We start from the raw sequence: 26,370 nt of genomic DNA on the forward strand, positions 1-26,370 counted from the left end.
GGAGCAGCTTCATGAGTAATTACAAGCTGATTGCTTTGGATATGGACGGAACGTTCCTGATGGAGGATAAGACGGTGTCCGCCGAGAACCGCAAGGCCGTCAAAGCCGCATCCGAAGCGGGGGTTACGGTTATGTTCGCTACTGGCCGCGGAATTCCTAACGTACTTCCATACGTGGAGGATTTGAAGCTGCAGTCCCCAATCGTTGCCGTCAACGGCAGCGAGGTATGGTCTGCTCCCGGCAAGCTGCACAGCCGTAACATGTTCAACCCCGAGCTCATCATCCAAATGCGCGATATTGCTCTGAAATACGATACGTGGTACTGGGCTTATTCCGTTAACGGCCTATTTAACAAAGATCGCTGGACTGAGAAGGTGTGGGATGAGCAGTGGCTCAAATTCGGGTATTATTATGAGGATGAGCCTGTCTTGAACGCAATACGCGAGCAGATGATCGAGTGGGGAGAGATGGAGGTTACGAACTCCCACCCTTGCAACATCGAACTGAATCCCAAAGGAATCAGCAAGGCAAGCGGCCTGAGACAGGTATGCGGGATGCTCGGCATCGAAATGTCCCAGGTGATTGCGATGGGTGACAGCCTGAACGACATCTCCATGATTCGTGAAGCCGGTCTGGGAGTAGCCATGGGCAACGCCCAGGATGCAGTGAAGAGCGAAGCCGACGTCGTAACCGTATCGAATGAGGAGCACGGCGTAGCTCGGATTATAGAACAATATATTTTATCCTGACCTTGAACTAAGGGGGATATCGAGAGGTGTCGGCCATGGTTATAGCAGCCTGGATTATCGTCATTGCGTTGTTTGCCGTCGGGATGGCCGGTGCCGTTTATCCGGTGCTTCCGGGGGCACTGGCGATTTATGCGGCATTTTTCATCTACGGATGGATGGTGGACTTCGGTCCGTTTGGTTTTTGGTTCTGGCTTATCCAGACTACGATTGTCATCGTGCTGATGGTGGCCGATTATTTGGTCAGCGCGCTGGGGGTCAAAAAGTTCGGCGGCACGAGAGCGTCTGTTATCGGCAGTACGGTCGGGCTGCTGCTCGGCCCTTTCGTCATTCCGGTAGCTGGCCTGATTATCGGTCCTTTCCTGGGTGCATTTATCGGGGAGATGATTGTAGGGACCGAATGGAGGCAAGCGATCCGGGCAAGTATCGGAGCCTTGGTCGGCTTCTTCTCCGGCCTGGTCGTCAAAGTAATCCTGCAGCTGATAATGATCATCGTGTTCATCATTTGGGTTTTGAATTATTAGCAATCAGTTTTTTTGGGAAGAGGGAAGGTTTTGGCAAAGGATTCGCTAGTTAAAGGTACGTTGATATTGACATTAGCGGCGCTGGTCGCCCGCGCCTTGGGCGTGGTGCAGAGGATTCCGCTGATTTTACTGCTGGGCGATATCGGGATGGCGGCTTACGGAATCGCTTTTAACCTGTACTCGATGCTTCTTGTTGTCGCGACGGCCGGGATTCCGAGCGCGCTTAGCAAAATGATCTCGGAGCGTACGGCGCTAGGACTGCATGCGGAAGCGAACCGTGTATACCGTGCCGCATTGTGGTTTGCAGCGGCCGCAGGCGTCATTATGACCTTATTCCTGTATATTATTGCGCCTTATTATGCTGAAAGCATTATTAACCCGCAGGCGCTGCTCCCTATTCAGGCCCTGGCTCCGGCACTGCTCTTGTTTCCGCTGATAGCGATTATGAGAGGTTATTTTCAAGGCCGCAGGATGATGATGCCTAACGGGCTCTCGCAAATTATCGAGCAGATATTCCGCGTCGTCACCTCGGTCGTGCTGGCTTATATTTTGCTTGGTCATAGCGTGGAGTGGGCGGTGGCCGGAGCTTCGTTCGGCGGAGTGATCGGCAGCGTCGCGGCAGCGGCTGTCATGGTCTACTACGCCCTGCGCCTCCGCCGAAGCGATGCCGCTGAGCGGGTGGCTGCGACGGCGGCTGCGGATCAAACCAAGGAAGGCGTTACGCGCAGTACGCTTTCCTTCAAGACGATTTACAGCCAAATGTTCAAGCTTTCGATTCCTATCGTTATCTTTTCGATGACGGTGACACTCATTTACACGATCGATTCCTCGATAGTGACCCTCCTGCTCAAAGACCAGGTGGGAGAGGAGAGCGCGCGGGAAATTCTCGGGATTCTGGTCGGCAGAGCGCAGTCGTTAGCCGGTATTCCGATCATCCTGGCCGTTGCCCTCAGTCAATCGGTCGTACCTATCATTTCGTCGGCTTATTCGCAAAAGGATATGAACCAGGTATCCGATCAGACAGGGAAAGTGCTGCAGCTGTCCATCTTGAGTGGTCTTCCTATGGTGCTTGTCATCTGCTTGGCGGCAGCTCCGATCAATGCCTTTATTTTCGGCATTCCGAAGGACTCGGCAATCGTTGAAACCTATGCGGCTCCTATCATCATTGTGCTGACCGTCAGCGCCATTTTCCAGATCGTGATGCAAACCTCCGGCGCCGTGCTCATGGGCATGGGCAAGATGCGCGCGCTGATGCTGCACGTGGTTGCGGGCATCGCGGTGAAGCTGATTGCTAGCTTCGTTCTGGCGCCGTCCCTGGGCATCTACGGTATCATAGCCGCGACCTGTCTATGCTTTGTCATCATGACATGGCTCAACCTGCGTGTTCTTCGTAAGGAAGTGAACTTCCGGGTGCTGGGAGCCAAGCGCTGGGCCGGATTGAGCGTGACGACGGCTGTCATGGTCGTAGTCGGAATCGGTCTGGATTGGCTCGCGCAGAGCTATGTAGTTCCATTCGGAAATCCGCGGTGGAACGCCTGTATTCAAACCATCATTATTTGCGCCATAGTAGGGGGAGCTTATCCTCTATTGCTATTTGCGACCCGAACCGTCGGCTTGTCGGATCTGCAGCATATGCCGCGGCCGCTTCAGAAGCTGGTCGGGCGTGTTGCTCCCGGACTTCTTCAAAAGGCCAAGCAGCATGGATAATTGAATCTTAGAAGATTGCACGCTAGCAGCGTGCCCGTCTTGAATTACATCATAAGAATAACCGCCGGGACAAGCTGAGAAGACTGGGTACCGGCGGTTTTTTTTGCCGTTTGGGGGCTCCCGGCAAGGTACCTGAATCAGCTTCAAAGCTTAAGCCCCGCTGTGCGGTGTTATGTTGGATGCAATGTCCTTGAAGGCTTACTATGCCTTTCCAGAGGTTTCCGGCTATGCTTTGAAATATGCTATACTGATTAGAATGGCAATCATTCGCATCTTTTTTAAGGGGTTAGTTGTATGCTGAAAAACAGAAAATGGAACATCAGTTCTAAAATCGCCTTAGGCTATGTTTTAATTTTTTTGTGTATGGCCGCTTCGATTTTTTTCCTCATAAACCGGATTGATGATTTGCAAAAAGAAATTCATTTTATAGCCGACCATGATATTGAAGTCCATAATCTGGCGAATCAAATCGAAAAGAATGTACTGGATATGGAAACCGGGCAAAGGGGATACGTCATTACGGGGGACAGCAGCTACCTGGAGCCATACAACGATGGCAAAAGGAATTGGCAGCAGGGCTACAGCCAGCTGTACGAACGGATCTCGGACAATCCGGCGCAGCAAAAAAATCTGGAAGCCATCAAGAGCAACATTGAAGCATGGATGGCAGCCTCCGGTGACAGGCTGATTCCGCTGCGCAAGGATAACAATATGGAGGAGATCCTCCGGTATTACAGGGACGATAAAGGCAAGAGATATATGGACCAGATGCGCTCTCAATGGGAGCATTTCCGCAGTGTGGAGAAGCAGCTGACGGATGAGCGTGTCGCCGACCTGGAGTCCAGAAACCGGGAGCTGCAATACGAATTGTATATTCTGATGGCGCTGGCACTCCTTCTCTCGATTATTGGAACGTGGATGATTTCCCGCTCTGTCGTCCGAACGATTCGGCAGGTGGTTACAGCCATCAGGCAAATTGCTTCCTCGGATAAAAATTTGGGCGATCGGATCGAAGTCCGGACAAGAGATGAAATCCGCGAGCTTGCGGAAGCGACCAACTTGCTGCTCGATAACGTTCAGAAGCAGGACTGGCTGAAATCAAGCATTGCCGAAATCGCGGAAATGAGCCAGGGCATTAATCACATCGAGGAGCTGGCACGATCGTTCATGACCAAGCTGGCAGTCGTAACGAACGCTTCGCACGGGTCATTTTATATTCGCAGAGGGCAGGACGGACAGCAGCAGTTCGTTCGGATGGCTTCCTACGCGGGGGGCGGCTCATCGGCAGGAAAGTCTGTCATCCCGATGGGTGAAGGACTTGTGGGACAGGCAGCGGTCGAGAACCGGATTTTGCTGCTGCAGGATATTCCGGAATCCTATATTCAGATTACGTCCGGACTTGGCGGTGCCGCTCCGAGAAGCTTGCTGGTTACGCCGGTAGCTTATGAAGGCCGGGTTGAGGCCGTATTTGAGCTGGCTTCCTTCGAGCCGTTCAGCGAGCTTCATCTGGAGCTTCTGGAGCAGGTGCGCGCCTCCTTCGGAACGGTGGTCAACAGCGTGCTGGGGCGGATGGAAATTGCCCGCTTATTACTAGAATCCCAGGCGTTTGCAGAGGAGCTGCAGACGCAGTCCGAGGAGCTGCAAGCTCAATCGGAGGAGCTGCTGAGTCAGCAGGAGGAGATGAAGGCTTCCAATGAATCATTGAAGCGATCCGAAGAACGTTTGCAGAGGCAGCAGGATGAGCTGGAGAAGGTCAATGCGGAATTGTCCAAACGCACCTCTCAGCTGGAGGCGCAGGTCCGTTTCTCCGAAGAGGTCAACATGGAGATCGAACGGCAGAAGGAAGCCTTGCAGAAGCGGACGGAGGAATTGACGACGATGTCCAAATACAAGTCCGAATTTTTGGCTAACATGTCGCACGAGCTGCGAACTCCGCTGAACAGCATGCTGATTCTGTCCCAGTTCCTTGCGGAAAACAAGGAAGGCAATTTGAGCGACAAGCAGGTGGAATTTGCGCATACGATTCATGCATCCGGAAGCGACCTGCTGCGCTTGATTGATGAAATTCTCGACTTGTCCAAGGTAGAAGCCGGGAAGCTCGAGCTGAATGTCGACCTGACGGTAGTCGAAGATATAGCGGGCATGCTTCACCGTAATTTTCAGCCTCTTGCCATGAAGAGGGGACTGCGATTCCGGGTCGAGACAGATCCGCAGGTTCCGCCTTACTTCTATACGGACAGTCACCGGCTCATGCAGATTTTGAAAAACTTCTTGTCGAACGCCTTCAAGTTTACACCGCAGGGCGAGGTTTCCCTTCGCATTTACCCGACGGAATTTGCCTTCACCGAGGCTCCGGGAATTGTCGGCCAGAAGGCCGTTGCATTCGCGGTTACCGATAGCGGGATAGGGATTCCTAAGGACAAGCAGGAGCTGATCTTCGAAGCGTTTCAACAGGTAGACGGGACGACAAGCCGTAAATTCGGCGGGACCGGACTCGGTCTTACCATCAGTCGTGAGCTCGCGCAGCTGCTCGGCGGAGATATCCGCGTCGAAAGCGAAAGCGGGCAGGGCAGCACGTTTACGCTCTACATTCCGGCGAAGATGGAGCTGGAAGGCGCGCCATCCTTGAACGAATCGATGAGGGAAGCTGCAGCAGCGGCGGAAACAACGGCTTCAGAGCCGGCTAGACCTTCAGTGCCCCATATTAGCGATATCGTTATCCCTCAAGTGGCATTGTCGGATCCGGGGCTTCTCCTGCCGGATGAGGTAGAGGATGATAGGGAGGCCATCGAGACTGGCGATAAGGTCATGCTGATCATCGAGGATGATGTTCCGTTCGCCAAATGTATCCTGGATACGGCTCGATCCCGCGGCTTTAAGGGCTTGGTCGCAACACAGGGCGACAAAGGCTTGGCGCTGGCCAACAAATATAAGCCGCATATGATCATGCTCGATATTCATCTGCCGGTCATGGACGGCTGGACCGTCCTGGACCTCCTTAAGCAAAATCCGGAAACCCGCCATATTCCGGTTCATGTGCTGTCCGTAGTGGACGAGCCGCAGCAAAGCCTGGTATCCGGGGCGATGGCCTATATGAAAAAGCCGGTCAGCAAGGACATGCTGGAGCAGGCCTTCGACCATATGGAAGAGCAATTGAACCGGGTTCCGAAGCGCTTGCTTATCGTTGAGGACAATGTGCCGCTTCGCGACGGCCTGGTCGAGCTGATTGCCCATGACGATGTCGCCATTACAGCGGTAGGCTATGGGGAAGAGGCGCTGCGTGAGCTTCATGCCGGGCATTTTGACTGCATGGTGCTCGATCTGGAGCTGGCCGACATGTCCGGCTTCGAGCTGCTGGACCGGATTCGCCATATAGACCGGCTGCGCACGCTGCCGATTATTATTTTTACCGGCAAAGATTTGGACATGAAGCAGGAGCGGGAGCTGCGTAAATATGCGGAGAGCATTATTGTCAAAAATGTAAAGTCGCAGGAGCGGCTCTATGCGGAAACGGCGCTATACCTGCACAGGGTGGAATCCCAGCTTCCAGAGGAACGAAGAAAGCTTCTACATAAGCTCAACAATGCGGAGGATGTGTTCGCCGGCAAACATATTATGCTGGTGGAGGACGATATCCGCAACGTATTCGCACTCAGCAATGTCTTGGAGGAGCACAAGCTGAAGATAACCTATGCCGAGAACGGGCGGGAAGCGCTGAATCTGCTGGAGCAAAACCCGGACATCGATCTGGTGCTGATGGACATCATGATGCCGGAGATGGACGGTTACGAAGCCATGAAGCGTATCCGCAGCAATCCGAGGCACGAGCAGCTGCCGGTCATCGCCCTCACGGCCAAGGCCATGAAGGAGGACAGGCAAAAATGCATAGAAGCCGGAGCTTCCGATTATATCAGCAAGCCTATTAATACAGACAAGCTGCTTTCGATGCTGAAGGTGTGGTTATATAAGTAAGGAGGGGTGAAGACGTTGTCGGATTACATGGGCCATCTCCCGTCTTCGGAGGAGCCAGTTGATGATGAGAGGCAGAGGATCGAGATCGAGCTGCTGCTCGAAGGCATATACCGCATGTACGGCAATGATTTTCGGGATTATGCCTATGATTCCATTTGCCGGCGTATTACTCATTTCGTGAAGCAGCAAGGGCTGCCTTCGATTACGGCCCTATTGGAGCGGGTGCTGCACGATCCGAAGATGATCGAGCCCTTGCTGCGCAGCTTGACGATCAATGTGACCGAAATGTTTCGAACGCCCTCCTTGTTTCTTTATTTTCGCAATAAAGTCGTGCCTTTTCTCCATACGTATCCCTCTATTCGGATATGGCATGCCGGCTGCTCGACCGGAGAAGAAGTGCTGTCCATGGCCATCCTGCTGCGGGAGGAAGGACTGTACGAGAAGGCCCGCCTCTATGCGACCGATATCGATCAGGAAGCGCTGGAGCAGGCGCAGTCCGGCAAGGTGCTGCTCAGCAGCATGCAGCAGTATACGCACAATTATATCGCCTCCGGCGGCAAAGGCTCGTTCTCGGATTATTATACGGTTGATGCTCAAGATAAGGTGACGTTTAACAGATCTCTCTTAAAGCACGTCCTGTTCGCCAAGCATAATCTCGTGACCGATCAATCCTTTAACGAGTTTCACGTGATTTTTTGCCGGAATGTGATGATCTATTTCAACCGGAACCTGCAGAAGCGGGTACACCGTTTATTCTACGAAAGTCTGTCCCGGTTCGGCATGCTAGTTCTTGGTGAACGCGAGACGATCAGGTTCAGCGGCTTTGAAGCCTGTTATGATACCGTAAACTCCGAGGAAAAAGTTTATCAAAAGATCAAATAAGATTGCAGAAGCCTCCTTTTCTTCAAGCCTTCAAGCAGGGCGAAGCACGGGAGGTTTTTTGGCGTTTTCAGGAGCCTTTGTTTAGCCGGGATTCCGGCGGGTTAATGAGTGATAGAACCCAGATAACGGATGGAGGCGATCCTGATGCTGTTAGAGTGCTTATACCATGCGGCCCAAAGCAACTGGGCTTATGCGTACGATAACGAAACGATTCATCTTCGACTTAGAACGAAGCGGGATGATGTGGAAGAAGTGGTGGCGGAAACAGGAGATAAATATGATTGGGAACGTACCTATGCCGAGTATTCACTCGTCAAAATGGCAGCGGACGGGATGTTCGATTATTGGGAGGTCTCCGTGGTGCCGCCCTACCGGCGGGTGAGCTACTGCTTTCGGCTGAGAGCGGGCTCCGAAACCGTATGGATGACGGAAAAGGGCATTCAGCATGATAGGCCGGCGCCTACCGGCGATTATTATGACTTTCCATATATCCATCCGATTGATACGAATTCGGTCCCCGAATGGGCCAAATCGGCTGTGTTTTATCAAATCTTTCCCGACCGGTTTGCGAACGGGGATCCTTCCAATGATCCTGAGGGAGTCTCTCCATGGGGGGAGCAGCCGACCGGCGACAATCGGTTCGGGGGCGATCTGCAGGGGATTATTGACAAGCTGGATTACCTGACCGATCTCGGCATCAATGCGATCTATCTCACTCCAGTCTTTGAAGCGCCGTCGAACCATAAGTACGATACGACCAATTATAAAAAGGTCGACCCGTCGTTCGGCAGCAATGAGCTGCTCCGCAAGCTGGTGGATGCATGTCACGCCAGGGATATTCGAATCATTCTGGACGCCGTGTTCAATCATTGCGGCGAGCAATTCCCTCCATTTCAAGACGTATTGAAGCATGGAGAGCAGTCGGAGTATGCCGATTGGTTCCACGTCAACAGCTTTCCTCTGGAATGTAAGGATGGTATACCGTCCTACGATACATTCGGATTTTTCGGCAGCATGCCCAAGCTGAATACAGCCAATCCGAAGGTGAAGCATTATTTGCTGGATGTTGTAGAATATTGGACGAAGGAAGTAGGCGTCGACGGCTGGCGGCTCGATGTGGCCAACGAAGTAGACCATCACTTCTGGAGAGATTTCCGCAAGGTGGTGAAAGCTGCCAATCCGGAAGCTTACATAGTCGGGGAAGTATGGAGTGATTCCTTGAAATGGCTGATGGGTGATCAATTCGACTCCGTGATGAATTATCCGTTCTCTAATAAGCTGCTGGAATTTTTCTCGGCATCGTCTATGGACGGATTCACCTTCGCGAACCGTATGGGCGGATTGCTGATGCGGTACCCGCAGCAGACGAACGAGGTTGTCTTTAACATGCTGTGCAGCCATGATACGCCGAGGGCGTTGACCCGGGTTGGGGGCGATAAGCGGAGATTGAAGCTGTGCATTGTATTTTTGCTGACCTACATGGGGACGCCGTGTATCTTCTACGGAGACGAAATCGGTCTTACCGGCAAGGACGATCCGGACTGCCGCAAGTGTATGGAATGGGACCCGGACAAGCAGGACCGGGAGCTGTATGATTTCTACAAGCTTCTGATCGGCCTGCGCCGCAAGCGGGAGGCGCTTGTCAAAGGGAGCTTCCGGTTCCTGAAAGCGGATCGGGGTGACTCCAGGATTATTTATGAACGTCTGGGAGGAGGGGAGCATCTTACCGTCTGGATGAATAATACGGAGGAGAAGACGGTGCTCTCGCATCCGATGGATACAGCGGACTGGTCCGATGCGCTGACGGGGGAAGAGGTGCGTCCCGAAGACGGGATGATGCATCTGGAATTGGAGCCGCTGGGCTACCGCATATTGCGCCGCAGCCTGGAGTAGCTGGTATGTTCAGCCCATCCTAATCATGATAAGATAAGGAAACAAACATGGGATGGCAGGGGAGACATGAATACGATGACCAACAGAACGATACGGCAGGCTGAACAGAGAGACGTGAATCAGCTGATGACATTGATGAACCAGTACATCGATTTTTACGAAAGGCCTCGACCCGACGAGCAAGCGCTGCGCCAATTTATTAACCGCCTGCAGGAGAATCCTGCTTCGGGGGTCCAGTTCGTAGCCGAGCGGGAAGGAAGGCTGACCGGGTTTGCAACGCTGTACTTTACCTACAGCACGCTGCAGCTGAAGCCCGCCGCTATTATGAACGATCTGTTCGTTACAGCCGGCGAGCGGGGCTTAGGGACGGGCGAGGAGCTGTTCCAGGCTTGTCTCCGGCATGTGCGATCCAACGGATTTGCCTATATGACCTGGGAGACGGCTCAGGATAATCTGGCCGCGCAGTCCTTTTATAGCAAAATGGGCGGTCATCGTTCCAACTGGCTTGTCTACGAAATAAGCTGATAGTAAAGCCCCATAACCTCGGCGGCGCCTGCTCTGCAACAGGGAAGCTTGGATGCCGGGGCGGCTCTTAATGGATAGAATGGGAAGGAGAGCCCGGATGAGAACAAGGCTGCTGCAATATAGTTTTATCGGGATGGTCGTGATGCTGCTCGCGGCATGCAGCCAGACCTTTCCGGTGAAGACAGCGTCCGTTACAGCATTAAGCAAGGAGCTGCGGGAGCTGTCCCCGCAGGTATCATCGGTGCGCTGCTCGTTCACACGTCCTGAGCTTACTTGCAGAGTCAATGTGTCCACCGATCCGGATGAGCAGCTGCTAGACTCGATTCTCGAGAAGGTCAAGGCATTCTCCACGCTGGATCATATGGATGAGATTGCTCGCAAGGTTCACTGGAACGACCACATATGGGAAATCAGGCTGGTCATAGATCAAGACCGTCGTCCTGAACAATCGCAGCCATATGAATATTCGGCTTCCTATTACCGTTACAACATCAATCCTGCCGTGCAGGAGGTCGATGCCTACCAAACCTGGAGCCGCTCCAACTAAATTAATGCAGCAAATCTCCCGCCAGCACGGCAAGCTCTATTTTGTTCAAGCCGAAGCAGTATTCGTGAGTCATTTCGAAGGCGAACGGAGGCTCTACCGGGGTCAGATAGGCCAGAACGGCCTCCAATTCGGAAGGAGTGTACCAGTCCCCATCCTCAGCCGGGGAGAAGGGACGGTCCCGCCAAGCATCGGTCAAACGCGGACTGTACAAGGGGGAGGCGTCGGGACGAAGGCGGCATCCGTCCAGCCACTCCTTCAGCTGTCCTTTGGGCACAGGCGGCGATTGGCGAATCGGGGCGAACAGATGAGGCCAGTAATCGGCACGCGATCCGGTATGCTGAGTATCCAATGCAAAGGTTAGCGCACCTTTTTTTACGACCGGGATTCCGAACAGCACCGCATACAGCTTCTTTCCTACCTCAATCCTCTCCTTCAAGCTTCCGAAATTCTCCAAAATAAGGCCCGCCAATCGTACCTTGTCGGCATCGTTATAAGGAATCACGACCTGATTCAGCTGAAGCAGCGACTGGGCCTGGAACCATATCGTATCCAGCACCGTTTTGCGGTATACAGGATGCTGTACGACACGCTGCTCAATATAGCTCTGCTCGTTGATGATAAGCCCCATCGTGAGAAGAGCGGAATTCCGCGCCTCCCAGAACTGCTCCCATACCGGCTGCATAAAGTCCGAGACATGAAGTAGGCGAAGATACTGAAACAGCGGCTTGCCTGCGTTGAGGCTGGCTTCGTAAAGCAGAAGCTGCGGATAAGCGTCATGAAAAATAAGCGCATTGGCACGCTCCAGAAACGTAAACAGGTGCTCCCGTTGAGATTCGTCCAGCAGGTAGGGGAGGAGCTCTCCCTTCAAATCGGTCATGCTCCAGCCTCCGTTGCGTGAGACCAGATGGGCGAGCAAGGCCCAGTGCAGCTCCGGATGCTTCCGGTACATATGCAGGTAGGCATGGGTGCGAGTTACATTATTGCGGTTATGCCAGGCGGTCGTTGAACGGATTCGGTCGATCAGCGCCGCATGGTGGTGCTGATTTGGCCATGGAGTCGGAGGGGGCGCCGCGTTAAGCCGCGACCGCAGCCCATCCACCGCTTCCTTCGACAGGCCGATCCCGCCGATTTGATCGAGCTGGGCGGTTTCGTACAGGAAGGAGGAGGCCTTTCCTTTTGTCCACTGGACAATTTCCTGCGGCGTATCGGCCAGCTTGCTGAATAAATCCCAGCTGTTCCATCTGTATTTTCCACGCTTCATCATTGTTCCCGGCCTCCCTGCAAGCAGCCTTCTGCCTTTATTTCCAGCGTTAAAAAAGGAATTCGCTTCCTGCTGTCGAATTAGATATATGTGGGAAAACGAATCATTTTTCCACTTTGTGCGTATATACTTATGCTTGACTTAGCGCACTTATTTTCTATAAATGGAGGTACGGCATGAAAAACAAAAGATGGAACCGATGGCTGCCTATACTGCTGGTCGTCATGCTGGTGGTTCTGGCAGGCTGTCAGTCCGTAAGCGGAGTCGATCTGAACAAGGTGATGCAAAATTCTGTAAGCGTCAAGTCTTCTCAAGGCACTCAGACGATGACCCTGGAGCTCATACCTAACGCATCAGCCAAATTGACGGATGAGCAGCAGCGGATGATGGATTTGTTCAGCAAGGTGAAGCTGAGCATTACCGATATGAAGCAGCAGGATACTACGCACGTATCGATTAAAGGGGCATTTGAATATAACAAAGGAAAAATTCCATTCCTGATGGTATTGTCAGATCAAGACTACTACCTGACGGTGGAAGGCGCGAACAAACCGATCGTCCTACATAACAGCGTAGCAGCCATGGAGCAAGCACAGGATGTGCTGTCCCAGGAAATGAAGGAGCAAATAAAGCAGCTGTACAAAAAATCGGCTGAATTGACTCCAGTCTTCGCGGGGTATATCAGCGGCAACCTGCCTAATCCGAAGAACATTACGATTATGGATGCCAAGGAATATGTCAATAATGAAGGCTTGAACCTCAAACGGATTCATGCTGAGATTAAAGGCGGCGAGCTCGTTGATCTGGTCAAAGGCTTCTTAACGAACCTGTTGAAGGACGAAAAGGGAATGAAGGACATTCTCGGTCAATTGTACGATCTGATGCTTCCGATTGCACAGCAGGCTATCAAAGAAAGCAAGGCTCAAGGCGGCAGCCCGATGGATGAGATGATCGCTCCTTACTTGAACAACAAAACCTTGGCGGTCGAATTTGCTTTCACCTTCCTGCAAACGAAGCTGAAAGAGGTTGTAGACAATTATGATCAATCCGTACAATCGGCGCTCAGCTCGGCAGGTGGAGAAGACCTGAAGGTACTATTGAGCGATAAGCAGTATGCCACTTACGATCTGTATGTAGACAGCGACCTTATGCCACGCAAATCGGCGATGGAAATTCATATCACATTCCCTGAGAGCGCAGATCAACCGGTCAGCGGAATCAAAATTACATCGAGCACAGATGTCTGGAATATTAACAAGCCGGTTACGGCAGATACCATCAATACCAGCGGCGGTCTGCTGGAGATGAACTCGCTCAGCAAGCCGGGCAAGATCCTTGCGGCGCTGGATTCGAAATCTCAGCTGTACCAATTGCTCAAATACGATTTGCGCATTACCAAAAAAGAAATTAACCTGTTTATGGACGACAGCTATTATGATGAGTCCTCCAAGCCTTACATTAGCCATGATGTGACGATGGTGCCTGTACGTTTTGTTGTTGAACAGCTCGATTCGGATGTAGCATGGGATGCGGCTACGAAGCAGGTTACCATTACCGATCCGGTAAGCGGCGCCGTCATCAAGCTGAACGTCGGCAGCAAGCAGGCTTCCGTCAACGGAACGATCAAAGCGTTGGAGACAGAGGCTGAGCTTACTAACGGGACGACATTCGTACCGGTGCGCTTCATTGCAGAGAGCATGGGGGCCAAGGTAGAATGGAATCCTGACCTGAAAATGGTAACGATCACTCGCGATTAGTATTTCCCGTTCATAATGGAATCATCAATTGTTATTTTCGAAGAGAAGGCCGTTGAAAGACGACCTTCTCTTTTTTTCGTAACAGAATCTGTACATTTCCGAGGCTTCCCTCAAAGCACCTGCAGCAGTCTTCGAAGCCCATCCACTTTATAACGTTACTTCCTCGGGTAATTGATAGCCGACACTTCTACATCTGTGGCAAGCACAAAAAAAGCCTGATTCCGCCGGATCAGGCTTTTTTATATTCATGCTGAATGCCCTTAGTTGTCTTCTTCCGAATCCGTTGATTCCAGAGGAATACCGGGAGGCCGCGGGCCGGGAAGGCGTCCCGCACGTGAGGCTGCTTCGCGGAGCAAAAATTCGATATGCCCGTTCACGCTGCGAAATTCATCCTCGGCCCATCGTTCAAGAATCTGATACAGCTTAGGGTCTAGTCTAAGGGCAAAGTTTTTCTTGGGTGCCATAGGGCTAAGGCTTAATAGAGACTTCCGGTGTTAATAACAGGATTAGCGGAACGATCGGACACGATGGCTACCAGCAAATTATTGATCATAGCGGCTTTCCGCTCCTCGTCGAGCTCGATGACGCCTTCCTTCTGCAGCTGGGCAATAGCTAGCTGTACCATGCCTACCGCGCCTTCCACGATCTTAGAGCGTGCAGAGATGATCGCGGTTGCCTGCTGGCGCTGCAGCATGGCGCTTGCAATTTCCGTAGAGTAGGCCAGGTGAGTCAGACGGGCTTCGAGCACCTCAACCCCTGCAACAGACAACCGCTCCTGGAGCTCTTTGCTGAGCTCTTCCGCAATTTCCTCCGAATTACCGCGAAGCGAATATCCAGTGCTTTCGAATACATCGTAAGGATATTTGTTAGCGACATGACGCAAGGCGGTTTCGCTCTGGATTTCAACAAATTGCTCATAGCGATCCACATCGAACGTCGCTTTAGCCGAATCAACGACTCTGAATACGACAACCGCAGCGATCTCAATCGGATTTCCTTCAATATCATTCACTTTTAATTTCGCGCTGTTGAAGTTGCGAACGCGGAGCGATACTTTCTTGCGTAAGGACAAGGGTACGGTCAGCCAGATTCCGCTCTCGCGGATCGTTCCTACATAGCTGCCGAAAAAGGTAACGATATAGCCTTCATTCGGTTGAACGACCGTAAGTCCACTCGCAAGAAGAGCGCCAATAACGATAGCAACAACGCCGACAATTTCATTGACGTTAATCAGTAACAGCAAGCCTGCGGCGACAAAGATCAAGATCAATAGTACTCCGAGAAATCCGTTGAGAACCCACGCTTTTTTTTCTTTCATGGTCTGCACTCCTTCTTAAACAAGAATTTGTTATCAAATAAATATCTTTTTGATATTTTTATGATATCACTTTTTCTAATAATTGTAAAGTACCGCAAATTACCATAAGAGCCGAGTGCATTGACACAAGGGTTGAGGCATGCTATAACGTGTTGTAAGACAACTCGAAGGTGGTGTATATCTATGGAAAAAGTCCATTCCGAGCAAGTTTTTCAACAAAAAATAGAGGGTGCAAAGCCGACTATTGCTGTTTTTAAAGCAACCTGGTGCAAAGACTGCCACTTTATTGAACCGTTTATGCCAGAAGTGGTAGAAGCCTATAAAGACCGGTTAGATTTTATCGAGCTGGACCGGGATGAGGTGCCGGATCTTTGCGAGAAGCTGAACATTCTCGGCATTCCAAGCTTCATTGCATTCCGCGAAGGGCAGGAGCTGGTCCGTTTCGTCAGCAAATTGCGTAAAACTAGAGACGAGATCGAACAATTCCTGGATCGTGCAATAGAGGTTTCAGAGGCTTTGAAAAAATAATCAGGCATCATCATCAGCCGCCCGTTGCTCAGAGGAATCTGGCAATAGGGCGGCGGTTTGTTTTAATAAGGTAATGTACCGTTGCATTCGAGGAAGAATAAATGGGGCAAATGCGGCCCTGTTTCAGAGGGAGAGCATCGTTATCCCATTGCCATCAAAATGTCACTATTGCCCATCGCGCGGCCCGTCTGGGTTTACCGGGAATGCTATGAAAACCGGCTGTCTTGTTTCAAGGGTTTGTAACAATTCCGCATGGATTTGCTTTAGTTTTATGGCTATAATGAAACATGAGCGATTGACTTGACTCATCATGTCGAGACTTAAAAAAGTAGGTGAGTTCATCACATGAATAGGCAGAAATGGTTAAAATGGTCATCCTTTGCCAGTATGTATGGAATGCTCTTGATTCTGATTATGGGCGCTCTGGTAACCAAAACGGAGTCGGGCCGCGGCTGCGGAGATGATTGGCCGTTATGCAACGGCAAATTCGTTCCTGCTTATACCATCGAATCCATCATTGAATACAGTCACCGTTTCGTGACAGGCATTGTGGGTATGATTTTACTTGTTACTTTAATCCTGGTCCTTCGGTATAGCACAAGGAAAGATGCGAAATGGTTCGTCAGCTTGGCGATGGTCTTTACCGTTCTTCAGGCGATTTTAGGCGCTATGGCTGTAATGTGGCCCCAATCATCAGCAACTCTTGCACTGCACTTCGGTATCTCGCTGGTCGCCTTCGCATTAACTCTTTTGCTTGCTCTGGTCTACACCCGATTTGGGTCGATGCTGTCGGAAACCAAGCAATCTCTAAGTCCGGGAATCAAATGGGCCATATGGCTTATCACGATTTATTGTTATGGGGTTGTTTATCTGGGAGCTTTCGTCCGACATACGAACTCTGCAGGCGGCTGCATAGGCTGGCCGTTATGCAACGGACAAGTTATCCCAGAGCTGTCCGGAGCTACGCTTATCGTGTTTATTCACCGTTTGGGCGCGGTTTTGCTGCTGGTCCTTCTCCTTTGGTTCTATTTCACCGTGAAGAAACAAATGGGGGACAGCGACAATGTGGTTCAAGCGGGGAAATGGGCTTTGATCTTCGTTTTGCTGCAAATATTGAGCGGAGGCTATGTAACTTTGTCTATGGGGTATGACTGGTATTTGCTTGCCAGCATGCTGCATACGATTCTTATTTCTTGTTTGTTCGGAATCTTATGTTATTTATGTGTTCTAACCCTGCAGGGCAGGAAAGGAATCCGCTAATGACGGGCTTACGGAGCTTTCTTATGAGCTGCGTAAGCCTTTATTATTGCATAGGAAATCAGGCGAGACAGGCACCTTGCGGTGGCCGCGAAAACATAGTGGAACTGGACTCGCTATACATAACGTTAGGATAAAAGGAGAAGGTGACGAATGGTTTACACGAACTTACGTGCATTTGTGGAAGCGCTGCGCCAGGACAAGCAGCTGGTCGAGATCAGCGCGCCGGTCGATCCGAATCTGGAGCTGGCCGAAATTCATCGGAGAGTTATTGATGAGGAAGGTCCTGCCCTATTGTTTACGAATGTTAAGGGGAGCTCCTTTCCCGTCGTAACGAATCTGTTCGGGACGAGCCGAAGAGTGGATATGGCGTTCGGTCCGAAGCCGGAGCAGTTTATGAAGCAAATCATTAACGCGACTGACACGTTGATGCCTCCGACGCCCAAAGCGTTATGGAATGAGCGCGGCCTGATCATGGATTTGATGAAGGTAGGGACCAAAACCGTCCCTTCTTCGGCCGCGCCGGTTATGCAGCAGCTTCGCAAGGATGCGCCGCTTGCCGGTTTGCCCGTTCTGACCTGCTGGCAGGAGGATGGCGGCCCGTTCTTCACGCTGCCGCTGGTTTATACCGAGCATCCCGCTAACGGACATCATAACCTCGGCATGTACCGCATGCAGGTTTATGATGACCGGACGACAGGGATGCACTGGCAAATTCATAAAGGCGGGGGCTTCCATCACTACGAGGCTGAGCAGCGCGGAGTCGCGCTGCCCGTCACCGTGTTCCTGGGCGGCCCGCCTGCGCTTATTGCTTCTGCGATTGCGCCTGTGCCTGAGCATTTGCCCGAGCTGATGCTGACTTCGCTCATCATCGGACAAAAGCTGCCCATGGCGGAAAACCCGCATGGGGGCCACAGGCTCGTAGCCGAGGCCGAGTTCGCCTTCTGCGGCTCCGTACCGCCGCATGTCCGCAGGCCAGAGGGGCCGTTCGGCGACCACTTCGGCTATTACTCGTTAACACATGATTTCCCTGTTTTCAATATTGACCATGTATGGCACCGTAAGGATGCCATTTATCCGGCAACCATTGTCGGCAAGCCTAGACAAGAGGACTACTATCTAGGCGAGTTTCTCCAGCGTCTATTATCGCCGGCATTCCCGATGGTCATGCCTGGGGTCAAGGAGCTGTGGACCTACGCCGAGAGCGGCTTCCATTCTCTTGCTGCCGCGGTCGTGCGGGAAAGCTACAGCCGCGAGGCTTTGACCACCGGCTTTGCCATTCTGGGGCAGGGGCAGCTGACATTGACCAAGTTCCTCATGCTGACGGACCAGCCCATCTCGCTGGAGCATTTCACGCCGTTATTGGAAGCGGTGCTTGAACGGTTCGATCCTTACCGCGACTTATTCATCTTTAACAACACCTCTCATGATACGCTTGATTATACCGGCGGACGTCTGAACCACGGAAGCAAAGCGATCATGCTGGGCGTCGGCGAGCCGATCCGCAGCCTTCCGGCTGTCTATGATGGCGGGGAGATTCCGGAGATCGACAAGCTGTCCGTATACTGCCGGGGCTGCCTCGTCGTATCGGGAGCGGAGTATTCCCGTGAACCGGAGCTGGCGCAAAGGCTGGTAGAGAGATCCGGCGATCGGCTGAAGGAATGGCCTATGGTTATTCTCGTGGATGATGCCGATCAAGCGACGGCTAATCAAACCGCCTTCCTGTGGACGGTATTTACACGTTTTAATCCGGCCAGCGATATTTATGCACGAACCCACGTCAAAGGTCATCATCTGGCTTACGAGCTGCCTCTCGTTATCGACGCCCGGATGAAGCCGGGCTATCCTGATGAGCTGATTCCGCGTGAAGATATCGTGAAGCTTGTGGACAGCCGCTGGAAAGAGTACTTTAATAAGGTTTAAAGCAAGGAAGCTAGGTATGCTGCGCTGAAGCCGCGGCATACCTTTTATGCATTGGAACATTTCCGGGAGCCTCCCGCTAAGCAGGGCCTCGCTTAGTGGGGGGATTTTACCGGCAGCATTAGTAACCATCCGCTGGTTTGGGCATACTTACAATTATTTGCTTTTCATGGCGGGTCAGGAATACGTCTCAGGCTGAAAGTATCGATGTCCCGCCAATACAGCAAGGAGGCTGTCGCAATGCTAAGAATGCTGTTCAATGAACCCCGCCGCAAGGATGAGGGCGAGCTGCTTAAGGCTAATCAAGCTATTCACGGCTACATAGAGCTGATTCGTGACATTCCGGTACAGGAACGCAATCCGCAGGAGCGGCGGTATTATGTATGGTGCGGCAGCTTTGTCCGATCGCTCGATGAGCTGGAGCAGAGCCAATACGCTGCCGCCAGGTACGGCGAGAGGGTGCGTTCGGCTTATCTTGATGAAATGGACAACAATGAGCTTGACGACTACCATCGGCATCTTTATTTTTATAAAAATGCGATCATTCGTCTTTTTGCCATCCTGGACAAATTAGGTCAATTCATGAATGAACGGTTCCGGCTCAGAACCGAGGAGATCAAGGCTCGCTTCTCTTATTTCACCGTGCTTCGCAATATGCATACGAACGGTCTGTATACGGAGCTGGAGGAACAGCTATTCCGGCTGAAGGAACAGTACGAAGAGCCCGTTGAACGGCTTCGAATCGAGCGGAATCTGGAGATCCATACGATCAATGCGGATTTGCTGGACGATCTGTTGAGAGTGTCCGAGACTAACGACGGCAGCGAGCAGAGGATCCGAACGGAGAATATCCGGGAGCATATGCAGGATCTTGCTTCCGGCTGCGAGATGACGTATCACGCCGTCCGTTTAATTTTTGCCTATATTACCAAGCTGACAGAGTCTTCCGGCCGATATCCTCATGACCGGTCTAAAGCTTGAAAGCCAGGCATGGTTCCTCTATACTTTGAATAGAATGTACAAAAGGGTCCGTCCAAACCTTTGAATATGAGCATTTTTGAGAAGCCAAGAAACATATGAGGAGGACGTTCATGGACGAACAGCGAAAAGTTGCATTCATAACCGGGAGCGCCAAAGGCCTGGGTAAGATGGCAGCCTTACTGCTGGCTGAATCGGGCTGCGATATGGTTATTAATTACGTTCAAAGCGATAAAGAAGCTATAGAGCTGAGAGAACGCATACAGAGCATGGGGGTCCGGTGTCTTGCGCTTCAGGGCGATATCACACGCCAGGACCAAATGAAGAAGCTTGTTCATCACACGGTCGATGAGCTAGGCGGCATCGATATCTTGATCAATAACGCGGGCCCGTTTGTCCGGGAACGGCGTCTGTTCGCCGATTATGAGCCGGAGGAAATCGAATATTTGATGCAGGGCAATCTGCTAGGCGTCATGCAATTGGATCATCTGGTGCTTCCATATATGAGGCGAAGGCGTTGGGGGAGAATCATTCATTTCGGCTTTGGACATGCCGCTGAAGCCAGAGGCTGGCCTCATCGGGCAGTGTACGCCGCTGCCAAGGTCGGGCTCGTCTCCTTTACCAAAACCTTGGCCGTAGAAGAGGCTCCGCATGGAATCACGGTGAATATGATTTGTCCGGGCGATATTCGCGGTGCGAATAAAGAGAAGAGGATTCAGGAAGTAGAGCACGAGCAGGATGAGGAATCTCCGCGGGGGCGTCCTGGAGCAGGCGAGGATGTGGCGAGAGTTATCGGCTTTTTATGCGAGGAGCGCTCTGATTTTATTACAGGGAATATCATGGATGTGTCAGGCGGATTGGATCCTATTCGGGCGATGATCGGCTCTCAGAGAATGTCATAGACAGGAATCTTGCGAACCGGGAGAAAAAAGGGAAAGACCCTACGCGTCGAACGATCCTGATACAGGATGGTCGCATAGGGTCTTTTGCTGTTACTGCAAGAAGATGGAATTAGAACACTTGAACGACTTCTTGGACGCCTTCCACTTCTTCAAGAAGGGCGCGTTCAATACCGGCTTTCAGTGTAATGGTCGAGCTTGGGCAGCTGCCGCAAGCACCCATCAACTTCAATTTCACGATGCCGTCCTCGACATCAACAAGCTCAACGTCACCGCCGTCGCGCTGCAGGAACGGACGAAGCTTATCTAAAACCTCCAGTACTTCATCGTACATGGTGCTTTGTGCATTTTCACTCATTTGATTCACTCCTTTCTAAACATATTATATTACAATAGTATCAAAAATAAAATGGTTAACAAGGTGGCTGACATAGGAATGAGACCTATCATAGAATTTTGTACCAATAACATGCACCACGGAACCGAAGAGCTGATGAAAAAGCTTGAAGCCAATCCCGAATACGATGTCATTGAATATGGCTGCCTCGGCAATTGCGGAGAATGCTATTTGTTTCCCTATGCGCTCGTCAACGGGGAGATTGTAGCGGCGCCGGATGTGGACGAGCTCGAAGCGCTGATCATGAATAAAATAAAAGAGATCGAAGCCATGCTCGATCTCTTTGGTGATGAAGCTTAACCGAAATGCCGTTTGGACATCCAGAGCACCCCGCTCTTGATAGCCCGCGGCACCATGCCCGTCACAGGGCGTTTGCCCAATAACGCAAAGCCGGATTTTTTGCCGAGCGATCCCAAAACCCCTTTGAGCTTGATTTTACCAAGCCGAGGGGTTTCGTTTTTCCATACGGCCCGCATCACTTCCGCAACTTGACGGCCTTGTCCTTGAGCGGCTTGCGCGCTAGGACTAAACGGCAGGGACGCACAGTCGCCGATCACGTAGACTTCAGGATAATCCGGGAGCTGATGGTATTGGTTAATAACCAGTCTGCCCTGGCTGTCCTTAGGAAGCTGAAGCTGGCGAACGATTGGGCTCGGCTGAATGCCTGCTGTCCAGATCGTAGCATCGGTATAGATGAGCTCCTGCTGGTTATGCAGAATGCCACCCTCCAGACGGGTAAGGCAGATGTGGGATCTCATCTCGATATCATGCTCAAGCATCCATTCGCGAACGAAGGTTTGAAGCTTGCCCGGGAAGGCGGACAATACGCTCGCGCCTCTATCCAATACGCGGATATTCAGATCCGCCCGGCTCTCGCGCAGCTCGGCTGCCATCTCTACGCCGCTGAGTCCTCCGCCGACGATAGTCACCTGACCATAAGGTGCGATATCATTGACGGTTTGGAACGTTTTGCGGGTGGAGGATAACGTTTGAATGCTGTGTGAATACTGCTCTGCGCCTTCAAGGTTATGGTACTTGTCAACACAGCCTAGTCCGATGACAAGCCAGTCGTACGAAAGCGGTTCGTCATTTTCGAACAGAATCAGCTTTCTTTCCAAATCCACGCCGGTCACTTCACCGAACTTCAGTATAAGACGCGGATCTATAGGGAATTGAACACGAATATCGACGTCGGACACCGTTCCGGCTGCAAGAGCGTAATATTCGGTTTTCAGGCCTTGGTAAGGCATGCGGTCAACCATTACCAACACCGTATCCGTAGGCAAATCTTTTTCCAGCAGCTCGCTAGCTACGGTCATTCCGCCGTATCCGCCGCCTAATATAACCATTTTCTTCATTGAGTTAACCCTTTCTATGAGGAACATCCTTGCTGCTATTTCACCACATGAGGCGAAATCCAATTTTTACAATATAGACACATCATTACATGAACTTGATGAACAGCTGATTATTCGTATACTTTGATTTCGTTATAAAAGGTATCGCGTTCGACTGGAATACGTCCGGCCCCTTTAACAAGCCAAACCAGCTCGTCGCGTGTCAGACCTTCCGGAGACAATGCTCCTGCAGCATGGCTGATTCTTTCCTTTACAATCGTGCCGTGAACATCGGAAGCCCCGAATGAAAGTGCGATTTGCGCCAGCTGGGTGCCCAAATTGATAAAGTAAGCTTTAATATGAGGAATATTATCAACCATCAGCCGGCTGATGGCGATCGTCTTCAAATCGTCAAAAGCGGCTACGCGGCGCTTGATCCCTGCGTTGACATTGGCGGGCTGAACGGAATTCGGAATGAAGACCATAAATCCGTTCGTATCATCCTGCAATTCACGCAGCAATATCATATGCTGAATCCGCTCTTCCAACGTTTCGATCGAGCCGTACAGCATCGTTGCATGGGTTTTCAGGCCGAGGGAATGAGCGTCCCGCTGTACCTGCAGCCATTGATCGGTAGTTGCTTTTCCTACGCCCATTTTTTTACGGTAACGTTCGGACAAGATTTCTGCGCCGCCGCCGGTAAGAGTCGCGAGACCAGCATCCATCAGCGTTTGAAGAACCTCTTTATAGGTTAACCCACTGATGCGGGAAAAAAACTCAATTTCCGCTGCCGTATGAGCCTTGATAGTAACGTCCGGATAACGTTCCTTCAATGCGCGGATACAATTGACGTAATACTCGAAAGGAAGGTGAGGGTTATGTCCTTGCGCAATATGGAATTCGCGCATTCCCGGATGAATGTGCTGGTCGATGTATTCGAACATTTCCTCAGGGGTCAGCGTGTAGGCTCCTTCTTCGCCCTCATCGCGGCGGAAATGACAGAACGCACAGTGCGCCTCACAGACATTGGTGAAGTACAGGCTCATATTGTCTATGAAATAGACTTTTTTGCCGTTTTTTCTCAAGTTCACTTCGTTGGCTAATTGGCCAATCGTCAGCAAATCGTCGGATTGGTACAGAAACACACCGTCCTCCAGGGAAAGGCGCTCCCCATGCTTTACCTTCTCGGCGATTTCCGCCATCCTTTGATCGGGATTGCTAATTATAATGCTCATAAAGCCACCTCCGTAATAATAGGGTATAAAATATAAAAGAATACGTGTCCAGCACGCATAGAACCGGTAATGCAGCTTAGCATGCCAGAAAACCGCTCGACCCTCGGATCAACATCTAGCGGCTACAATTAGGACTGCGTCTGAAGCTGTGAAACCTTGCACAAACTTTTCCATAATAAAGAATGCTGAGTCCAAAACCAGTAAACAATACTCCCTATTATAAACCTCAGATTGTGGACGAGCAATACATAGTTCGACAAAAGGCCTTCCAAGCGTCCGGATGAATTTATAAAGGGCGAAGGGACGGAAGTCCTTGAGGAGAATCCTTATAAGGAGTATACTGTAATAGAAGAAGCTTTATGAAAGAAATAAAGCCAAGGAAGCTGAGCTTTGCTTGGGTTAACCTAAATCAGCAAGGAGGAAATCATCATGATTAAAATTAGCGATACAGCATGCGATAAAATTAAAGAGCTATTGGAGAACGAGGGAACGCCGGATTTGTTTTTGCGTCTGGGTGTAAAAGCGGGCGGCTGCAGCGGTTTTTCTTACGGCATGGGATTTGACGATAAGGAGCAGGAAGGCGATAAGAGCTTTGAAATCAACGGACTGAAAGTCGTTGTAGACGCCGACAGCTCCAAGTATTTGTACGGTATTGAGATCGACTTTAAGGATTCCGGCATGGGCGGCGGCTTCACCATCGACAATCCTAACGCGGTTGCAAGCTGCGGCTGCGGCTCTTCCTTCAAAGTGAAGGACGAAGAGGGCGCTCCGGAGAAATGCGACGATAAGGTCGAGGCTTAATAATAAACACGTCAATCCACAATCATTAAATTGAATGTACACAACCCTAGATATGACTTTTTAGGGTTGCGAATTACAACCTTCCAAGCCTGTGTATGGTGCAAATACACAAGCTGGGAGGTTTTTTATTATGCTTAGAAAGAGGGAGCGAAGAGTACCAAGCGGGTAGCGTTTTAGCTTAGGAAGTGAATCACATTTTATCAAAGTTAATTTACTTGTTGAGATAACCACACAATAATATAATTGTGTGAAAAAAGGATGTGAGTAAGATGCCTGTAAATTCATTTGAAAATTATCCGATGAGCTGGGAGCCTACCATAGATAGAACATTGAAACCGCTATATCTAACGTTAGCTAATCAACTTGAAGAAGACATTATAACTGGTTCTTTACTTCCAGGAACAAAATTACCGCCGCAAAGAGAACTAGCGGATTTTTTGGATATCAATGTGAGCACTGTATCGAAGGCTATCAAAGTATGTGAATTGAAAGGTTTATTAAGTGCAACAGTAGGCAGTGGCACGTTCGTTTCCTTTGATGCATTATCCAATTCTTATTTGCTTAGCACCGACAAGCAAAATAATGTCATTGAAATGGGGGCAACCCTTCCTGAGTCTAATTCTTATGAGCCGCTGATGTTACAACTTAAAAACATGGTGAATGAATCGGATTTTGCAAAATGGTTCAGTTATAGTAGATCGGATGACGTGCTGTGGCAGAAGGACGCAGCATTAAGATTTATGAGTAGGGGCGGTTATCATGCGGATGCCGACAGCATCTTGTTTGCTAATGGTGGGCAAAACGCTATAACAGCAGTTCTAGCCAGCCTTTGCAAACATGGTGATAAAATTGGTACGAATCCACATACTTACCCTGGTATAAAAACGACAGCCGCTATGTTAGGCATTCAATTAGTACCAATCAAAAACAAAGACGGGGAAATGAGTGAAGAAGCTCTTACTTATGCTTGTAAAAATGAGAATTTAAAAGGTATATATCTTATACCGGATTACCATAATCCAACTACCGACAGAATGTCGCTTGCTCGCAGGAAAGCTATCGCACAAGCAGCAAAAGAACATAATATTTTCATCATTGAGGATGCTACTTATCATCTATTGTGCAAGGAGTCTGTACAGGCAATTGCCACATTTGCCCCAGAACAAACAATATATATAGCCAGCTTGTCGAAAACCGTTGCACCGGGACTTAGAATTGCTTATGTTTCCGCTCCTGAACAATATAGAAAGTCGCTTTCCAACGCACTTTACAACTTGAATATTTCCGTTTCGCCGTTGTTAGCAGAACTTGCTGCCCGACTCATTGTTTCCAATAATCTCGATGCGATAATTGAAAACAACCGAAAAAACACAATGTATCGAAACCAATTAGTAAGTAAATTCTTATCAGACTATGTTTGTCATGGAGGTGGAACAGGTATTTTTCGCTGGTTACAGCTGCCAAGCAATATGACCGGAGCAGATTTTGAAGCTCTTGCCTTAGAGCATGGTGTCCAGGTATATGCTGCCGAGCGATTTACGGTTGGGAACAGCATTCCTGAAAAAGCAGTTCGTCTATCCATTTGTGCTCCAAAAACGGTTGAAGAATTAGAGAAAGGCTTAATGATATTACAGCAACTTTTAAGATCACTTCAATAAATTGTTCGCCACACAATTATTTTATTGTGTGGTTTTTTGATGGGTGATAAGATAATACCAATCGATTTTTAGGAGAATAGACGATGCAAATTCAATTTCTGGATAACGGAAAAATTGTAATCGGAGGTCATGCCGTAATTTGTATCGAAGGTACACTAAAATTATAGTGGACACTTAATTAAGACCATTAAGCTTGTAATAGGGGTATACTATTTTTCATTATCAAAA

Annotated in this window: 23 protein-coding genes; 17 read left to right on the plus strand and 6 right to left on the minus strand. The window is 50.4% G+C overall.

From position 1 onward, the window contains the following. The first annotated feature begins 11 nt into the window (after positions 1-11). The 8 genes from GGC63_RS19395 (at position 12) to GGC63_RS19430 (ending at position 10,796) form a co-directional block, all read left to right on the plus strand. Positions 12-749 (plus strand): Cof-type HAD-IIB family hydrolase, encoded by a 738-nt coding sequence (locus GGC63_RS19395; RefSeq protein ID WP_192703697.1) that lies wholly within the window; start codon positions 12-14, stop codon positions 747-749. Positions 750-784: 35 nt separating this feature from the next. After that, on the plus strand, positions 785-1,270 hold the full coding sequence (locus GGC63_RS19400) for a DUF456 domain-containing protein (protein WP_192703774.1): 486 nt from the start codon (positions 785-787) through the stop codon (positions 1,268-1,270). 30 nt (positions 1,271-1,300) lie between these two features. Further along, entirely contained in the window at positions 1,301-2,977 is a 1,677-nt protein-coding gene (locus GGC63_RS19405; protein ID WP_192703698.1) for a polysaccharide biosynthesis protein, read from the plus strand. 294 nt (positions 2,978-3,271) lie between these two features. Continuing rightward, the gene (locus GGC63_RS19410; RefSeq protein ID WP_192703699.1) at positions 3,272-6,949 is read left to right on the plus strand and encodes a response regulator; all 3,678 of its coding nucleotides are present in this window, start codon (positions 3,272-3,274) and stop codon (positions 6,947-6,949) included. A 6-nt stretch (positions 6,950-6,955) separates the two neighbouring features. Then, positions 6,956-7,831 carry a CheR family methyltransferase gene (locus tag GGC63_RS19415; protein ID WP_412973877.1) on the plus strand — a complete coding sequence of 292 codons (876 nt, stop codon included), beginning with the start codon at positions 6,956-6,958 and terminating at the stop codon, positions 7,829-7,831. 144 nt (positions 7,832-7,975) lie between these two features. Next, complete coding sequence (locus GGC63_RS19420) at positions 7,976-9,724, plus strand: alpha-glycosidase (RefSeq protein WP_192703700.1); 1,749 nt, start codon at positions 7,976-7,978, stop codon at positions 9,722-9,724. Between the two features lie 75 nt (positions 9,725-9,799). Further along, positions 9,800-10,249, plus strand: a complete 450-nt coding sequence (locus GGC63_RS19425; RefSeq protein ID WP_192703701.1) for a GNAT family N-acetyltransferase — start codon at positions 9,800-9,802, stop codon at positions 10,247-10,249. A gap of 97 nt (positions 10,250-10,346) precedes the next feature. After that, positions 10,347-10,796, plus strand: a complete 450-nt coding sequence (locus tag GGC63_RS19430; protein ID WP_192703702.1) for a hypothetical protein — start codon at positions 10,347-10,349, stop codon at positions 10,794-10,796. Between the two features lies 1 nt (position 10,797). Here GGC63_RS19430 and GGC63_RS19435 read toward each other — a convergent pair whose 3' ends face one another. Beyond that, positions 10,798-12,060: a DUF2515 domain-containing protein gene (locus GGC63_RS19435; protein WP_225948328.1), complete on the minus strand. Its 1,263-nt coding sequence runs from the start codon at positions 12,058-12,060 to the stop codon at positions 10,798-10,800. 173 nt (positions 12,061-12,233) lie between these two features. Between GGC63_RS19435 and GGC63_RS19440 the strand changes: the two genes are divergently transcribed. After that, a complete protein-coding gene (locus tag GGC63_RS19440; RefSeq protein ID WP_192703703.1) occupies positions 12,234-13,814 on the plus strand; it encodes a copper amine oxidase N-terminal domain-containing protein in 1,581 nt (526 codons plus the stop codon). A 260-nt stretch (positions 13,815-14,074) separates the two neighbouring features. Here GGC63_RS19440 and GGC63_RS19445 read toward each other — a convergent pair whose 3' ends face one another. Further along, positions 14,075-14,278 (minus strand): hypothetical protein, encoded by a 204-nt coding sequence (locus GGC63_RS19445; protein WP_079909673.1) that lies wholly within the window; start codon positions 14,276-14,278, stop codon positions 14,075-14,077. Positions 14,279-14,289: 11 nt separating this feature from the next. Further along, on the minus strand, positions 14,290-15,132 hold the full coding sequence (locus tag GGC63_RS19450) for an SPFH domain-containing protein (protein ID WP_079909674.1): 843 nt from the start codon (positions 15,130-15,132) through the stop codon (positions 14,290-14,292). Between the two features lie 183 nt (positions 15,133-15,315). On the opposite strand from GGC63_RS19450, the gene GGC63_RS19455 reads away from it, so the two are divergent. The 5 genes from GGC63_RS19455 to GGC63_RS19475 all read left to right on the plus strand — a co-directional run bounded on the left by GGC63_RS19455 (position 15,316) and on the right by GGC63_RS19475 (position 20,717). Beyond that, entirely contained in the window at positions 15,316-15,660 is a 345-nt protein-coding gene (locus GGC63_RS19455; protein WP_079909675.1) for a thioredoxin family protein, read from the plus strand. Between the two features lie 345 nt (positions 15,661-16,005). Next, entirely contained in the window at positions 16,006-16,920 is a 915-nt protein-coding gene (locus tag GGC63_RS19460; RefSeq protein ID WP_192703704.1) for a COX15/CtaA family protein, read from the plus strand. 150 nt (positions 16,921-17,070) lie between these two features. Continuing rightward, positions 17,071-18,840, plus strand: a complete 1,770-nt coding sequence (locus tag GGC63_RS19465; RefSeq protein ID WP_192703705.1) for a UbiD family decarboxylase — start codon at positions 17,071-17,073, stop codon at positions 18,838-18,840. Between the two features lie 237 nt (positions 18,841-19,077). After that, positions 19,078-19,818: a Cthe_2314 family HEPN domain-containing protein gene (locus GGC63_RS19470; protein ID WP_192703706.1), complete on the plus strand. Its 741-nt coding sequence runs from the start codon at positions 19,078-19,080 to the stop codon at positions 19,816-19,818. A 110-nt stretch (positions 19,819-19,928) separates the two neighbouring features. Continuing rightward, positions 19,929-20,717 (plus strand): SDR family oxidoreductase, encoded by a 789-nt coding sequence (locus tag GGC63_RS19475; protein ID WP_192703707.1) that lies wholly within the window; start codon positions 19,929-19,931, stop codon positions 20,715-20,717. 109 nt (positions 20,718-20,826) lie between these two features. On the opposite strand, the gene GGC63_RS19480 is transcribed toward GGC63_RS19475, so the two are convergent. Next, positions 20,827-21,072 (minus strand): NifU family protein, encoded by a 246-nt coding sequence (locus tag GGC63_RS19480; protein WP_028547362.1) that lies wholly within the window; start codon positions 21,070-21,072, stop codon positions 20,827-20,829. Positions 21,073-21,150: 78 nt separating this feature from the next. Here GGC63_RS19480 and GGC63_RS19485 point away from each other — a divergent pair, with 78 nt between their 5' ends. Continuing rightward, positions 21,151-21,411: a YuzB family protein gene (locus GGC63_RS19485; protein WP_079909680.1), complete on the plus strand. Its 261-nt coding sequence runs from the start codon at positions 21,151-21,153 to the stop codon at positions 21,409-21,411. On the opposite strand, the gene GGC63_RS19490 is transcribed toward GGC63_RS19485, so the two are convergent. Continuing rightward, positions 21,408-22,469 (minus strand): NAD(P)/FAD-dependent oxidoreductase, encoded by a 1,062-nt coding sequence (locus GGC63_RS19490; RefSeq protein WP_192703708.1) that lies wholly within the window; start codon positions 22,467-22,469, stop codon positions 21,408-21,410. The genes GGC63_RS19485 and GGC63_RS19490 overlap by 4 nt on opposite strands. A gap of 110 nt (positions 22,470-22,579) precedes the next feature. Next, on the minus strand, positions 22,580-23,683 hold the full coding sequence (mqnE, locus tag GGC63_RS19495; protein WP_079909682.1) for an aminofutalosine synthase MqnE: 1,104 nt from the start codon (positions 23,681-23,683) through the stop codon (positions 22,580-22,582). A gap of 429 nt (positions 23,684-24,112) precedes the next feature. On the opposite strand from mqnE, the gene GGC63_RS19500 reads away from it, so the two are divergent. Together GGC63_RS19500 and GGC63_RS19505 are read left to right on the plus strand one after the other, a co-directional pair. Then, positions 24,113-24,484, plus strand: a complete 372-nt coding sequence (locus GGC63_RS19500) for a HesB/IscA family protein (protein ID WP_079909683.1) — start codon at positions 24,113-24,115, stop codon at positions 24,482-24,484. Positions 24,485-24,753: 269 nt separating this feature from the next. After that, positions 24,754-26,142 (plus strand): PLP-dependent aminotransferase family protein, encoded by a 1,389-nt coding sequence (locus GGC63_RS19505; protein WP_192703709.1) that lies wholly within the window; start codon positions 24,754-24,756, stop codon positions 26,140-26,142. Positions 26,143-26,370 lie beyond the last annotated feature (228 nt).

Source organism: Paenibacillus sp. OAS669 (assembly GCF_014873645.1).
In the GTDB taxonomy this organism is placed as follows: Bacteria; Bacillota; Bacilli; order Paenibacillales; family NBRC-103111; genus Paenibacillus_S; species Paenibacillus_S vulneris.

Bases quoted from the DNA above. Each gene is read 5' to 3' on its own strand.
- GGC63_RS19395 (WP_192703697.1), top strand. From the start codon at position 12: ATGAGTAATTACAAGCTGATTGCTTTGGATATGGACGGAACGTTCCTG.
- GGC63_RS19400 (WP_192703774.1), top strand. From the start codon at position 785: ATGGTTATAGCAGCCTGGATTATCGTCATTGCGTTGTTTGCCGTCGGG.
- GGC63_RS19410 (WP_192703699.1), top strand. From the start codon at position 3,272: ATGCTGAAAAACAGAAAATGGAACATCAGTTCTAAAATCGCCTTAGGC.
- GGC63_RS19420 (WP_192703700.1), top strand. From the start codon at position 7,976: ATGCTGTTAGAGTGCTTATACCATGCGGCCCAAAGCAACTGGGCTTAT.
- GGC63_RS19425 (WP_192703701.1), top strand. From the start codon at position 9,800: ATGACCAACAGAACGATACGGCAGGCTGAACAGAGAGACGTGAATCAG.
- GGC63_RS19430 (WP_192703702.1), top strand. From the start codon at position 10,347: ATGAGAACAAGGCTGCTGCAATATAGTTTTATCGGGATGGTCGTGATG.
- GGC63_RS19435 (WP_225948328.1), bottom strand. From the start codon at position 12,060: ATGATGAAGCGTGGAAAATACAGATGGAACAGCTGGGATTTATTCAGC.
- GGC63_RS19440 (WP_192703703.1), top strand. From the start codon at position 12,234: ATGAAAAACAAAAGATGGAACCGATGGCTGCCTATACTGCTGGTCGTC.
- GGC63_RS19445 (WP_079909673.1), bottom strand. From the start codon at position 14,278: ATGGCACCCAAGAAAAACTTTGCCCTTAGACTAGACCCTAAGCTGTAT.
- GGC63_RS19450 (WP_079909674.1), bottom strand. From the start codon at position 15,132: ATGAAAGAAAAAAAAGCGTGGGTTCTCAACGGATTTCTCGGAGTACTA.
- GGC63_RS19455 (WP_079909675.1), top strand. From the start codon at position 15,316: ATGGAAAAAGTCCATTCCGAGCAAGTTTTTCAACAAAAAATAGAGGGT.
- GGC63_RS19460 (WP_192703704.1), top strand. From the start codon at position 16,006: ATGAATAGGCAGAAATGGTTAAAATGGTCATCCTTTGCCAGTATGTAT.
- GGC63_RS19465 (WP_192703705.1), top strand. From the start codon at position 17,071: ATGGTTTACACGAACTTACGTGCATTTGTGGAAGCGCTGCGCCAGGAC.
- GGC63_RS19470 (WP_192703706.1), top strand. From the start codon at position 19,078: ATGCTAAGAATGCTGTTCAATGAACCCCGCCGCAAGGATGAGGGCGAG.
- GGC63_RS19475 (WP_192703707.1), top strand. From the start codon at position 19,929: ATGGACGAACAGCGAAAAGTTGCATTCATAACCGGGAGCGCCAAAGGC.
- GGC63_RS19480 (WP_028547362.1), bottom strand. From the start codon at position 21,072: ATGAGTGAAAATGCACAAAGCACCATGTACGATGAAGTACTGGAGGTT.
- GGC63_RS19485 (WP_079909680.1), top strand. From the start codon at position 21,151: ATGAGACCTATCATAGAATTTTGTACCAATAACATGCACCACGGAACC.
- GGC63_RS19490 (WP_192703708.1), bottom strand. From the start codon at position 22,469: ATGAAGAAAATGGTTATATTAGGCGGCGGATACGGCGGAATGACCGTA.
- mqnE (WP_079909682.1), bottom strand. From the start codon at position 23,683: ATGAGCATTATAATTAGCAATCCCGATCAAAGGATGGCGGAAATCGCC.
- GGC63_RS19500 (WP_079909683.1), top strand. From the start codon at position 24,113: ATGATTAAAATTAGCGATACAGCATGCGATAAAATTAAAGAGCTATTG.
- GGC63_RS19505 (WP_192703709.1), top strand. From the start codon at position 24,754: ATGCCTGTAAATTCATTTGAAAATTATCCGATGAGCTGGGAGCCTACC.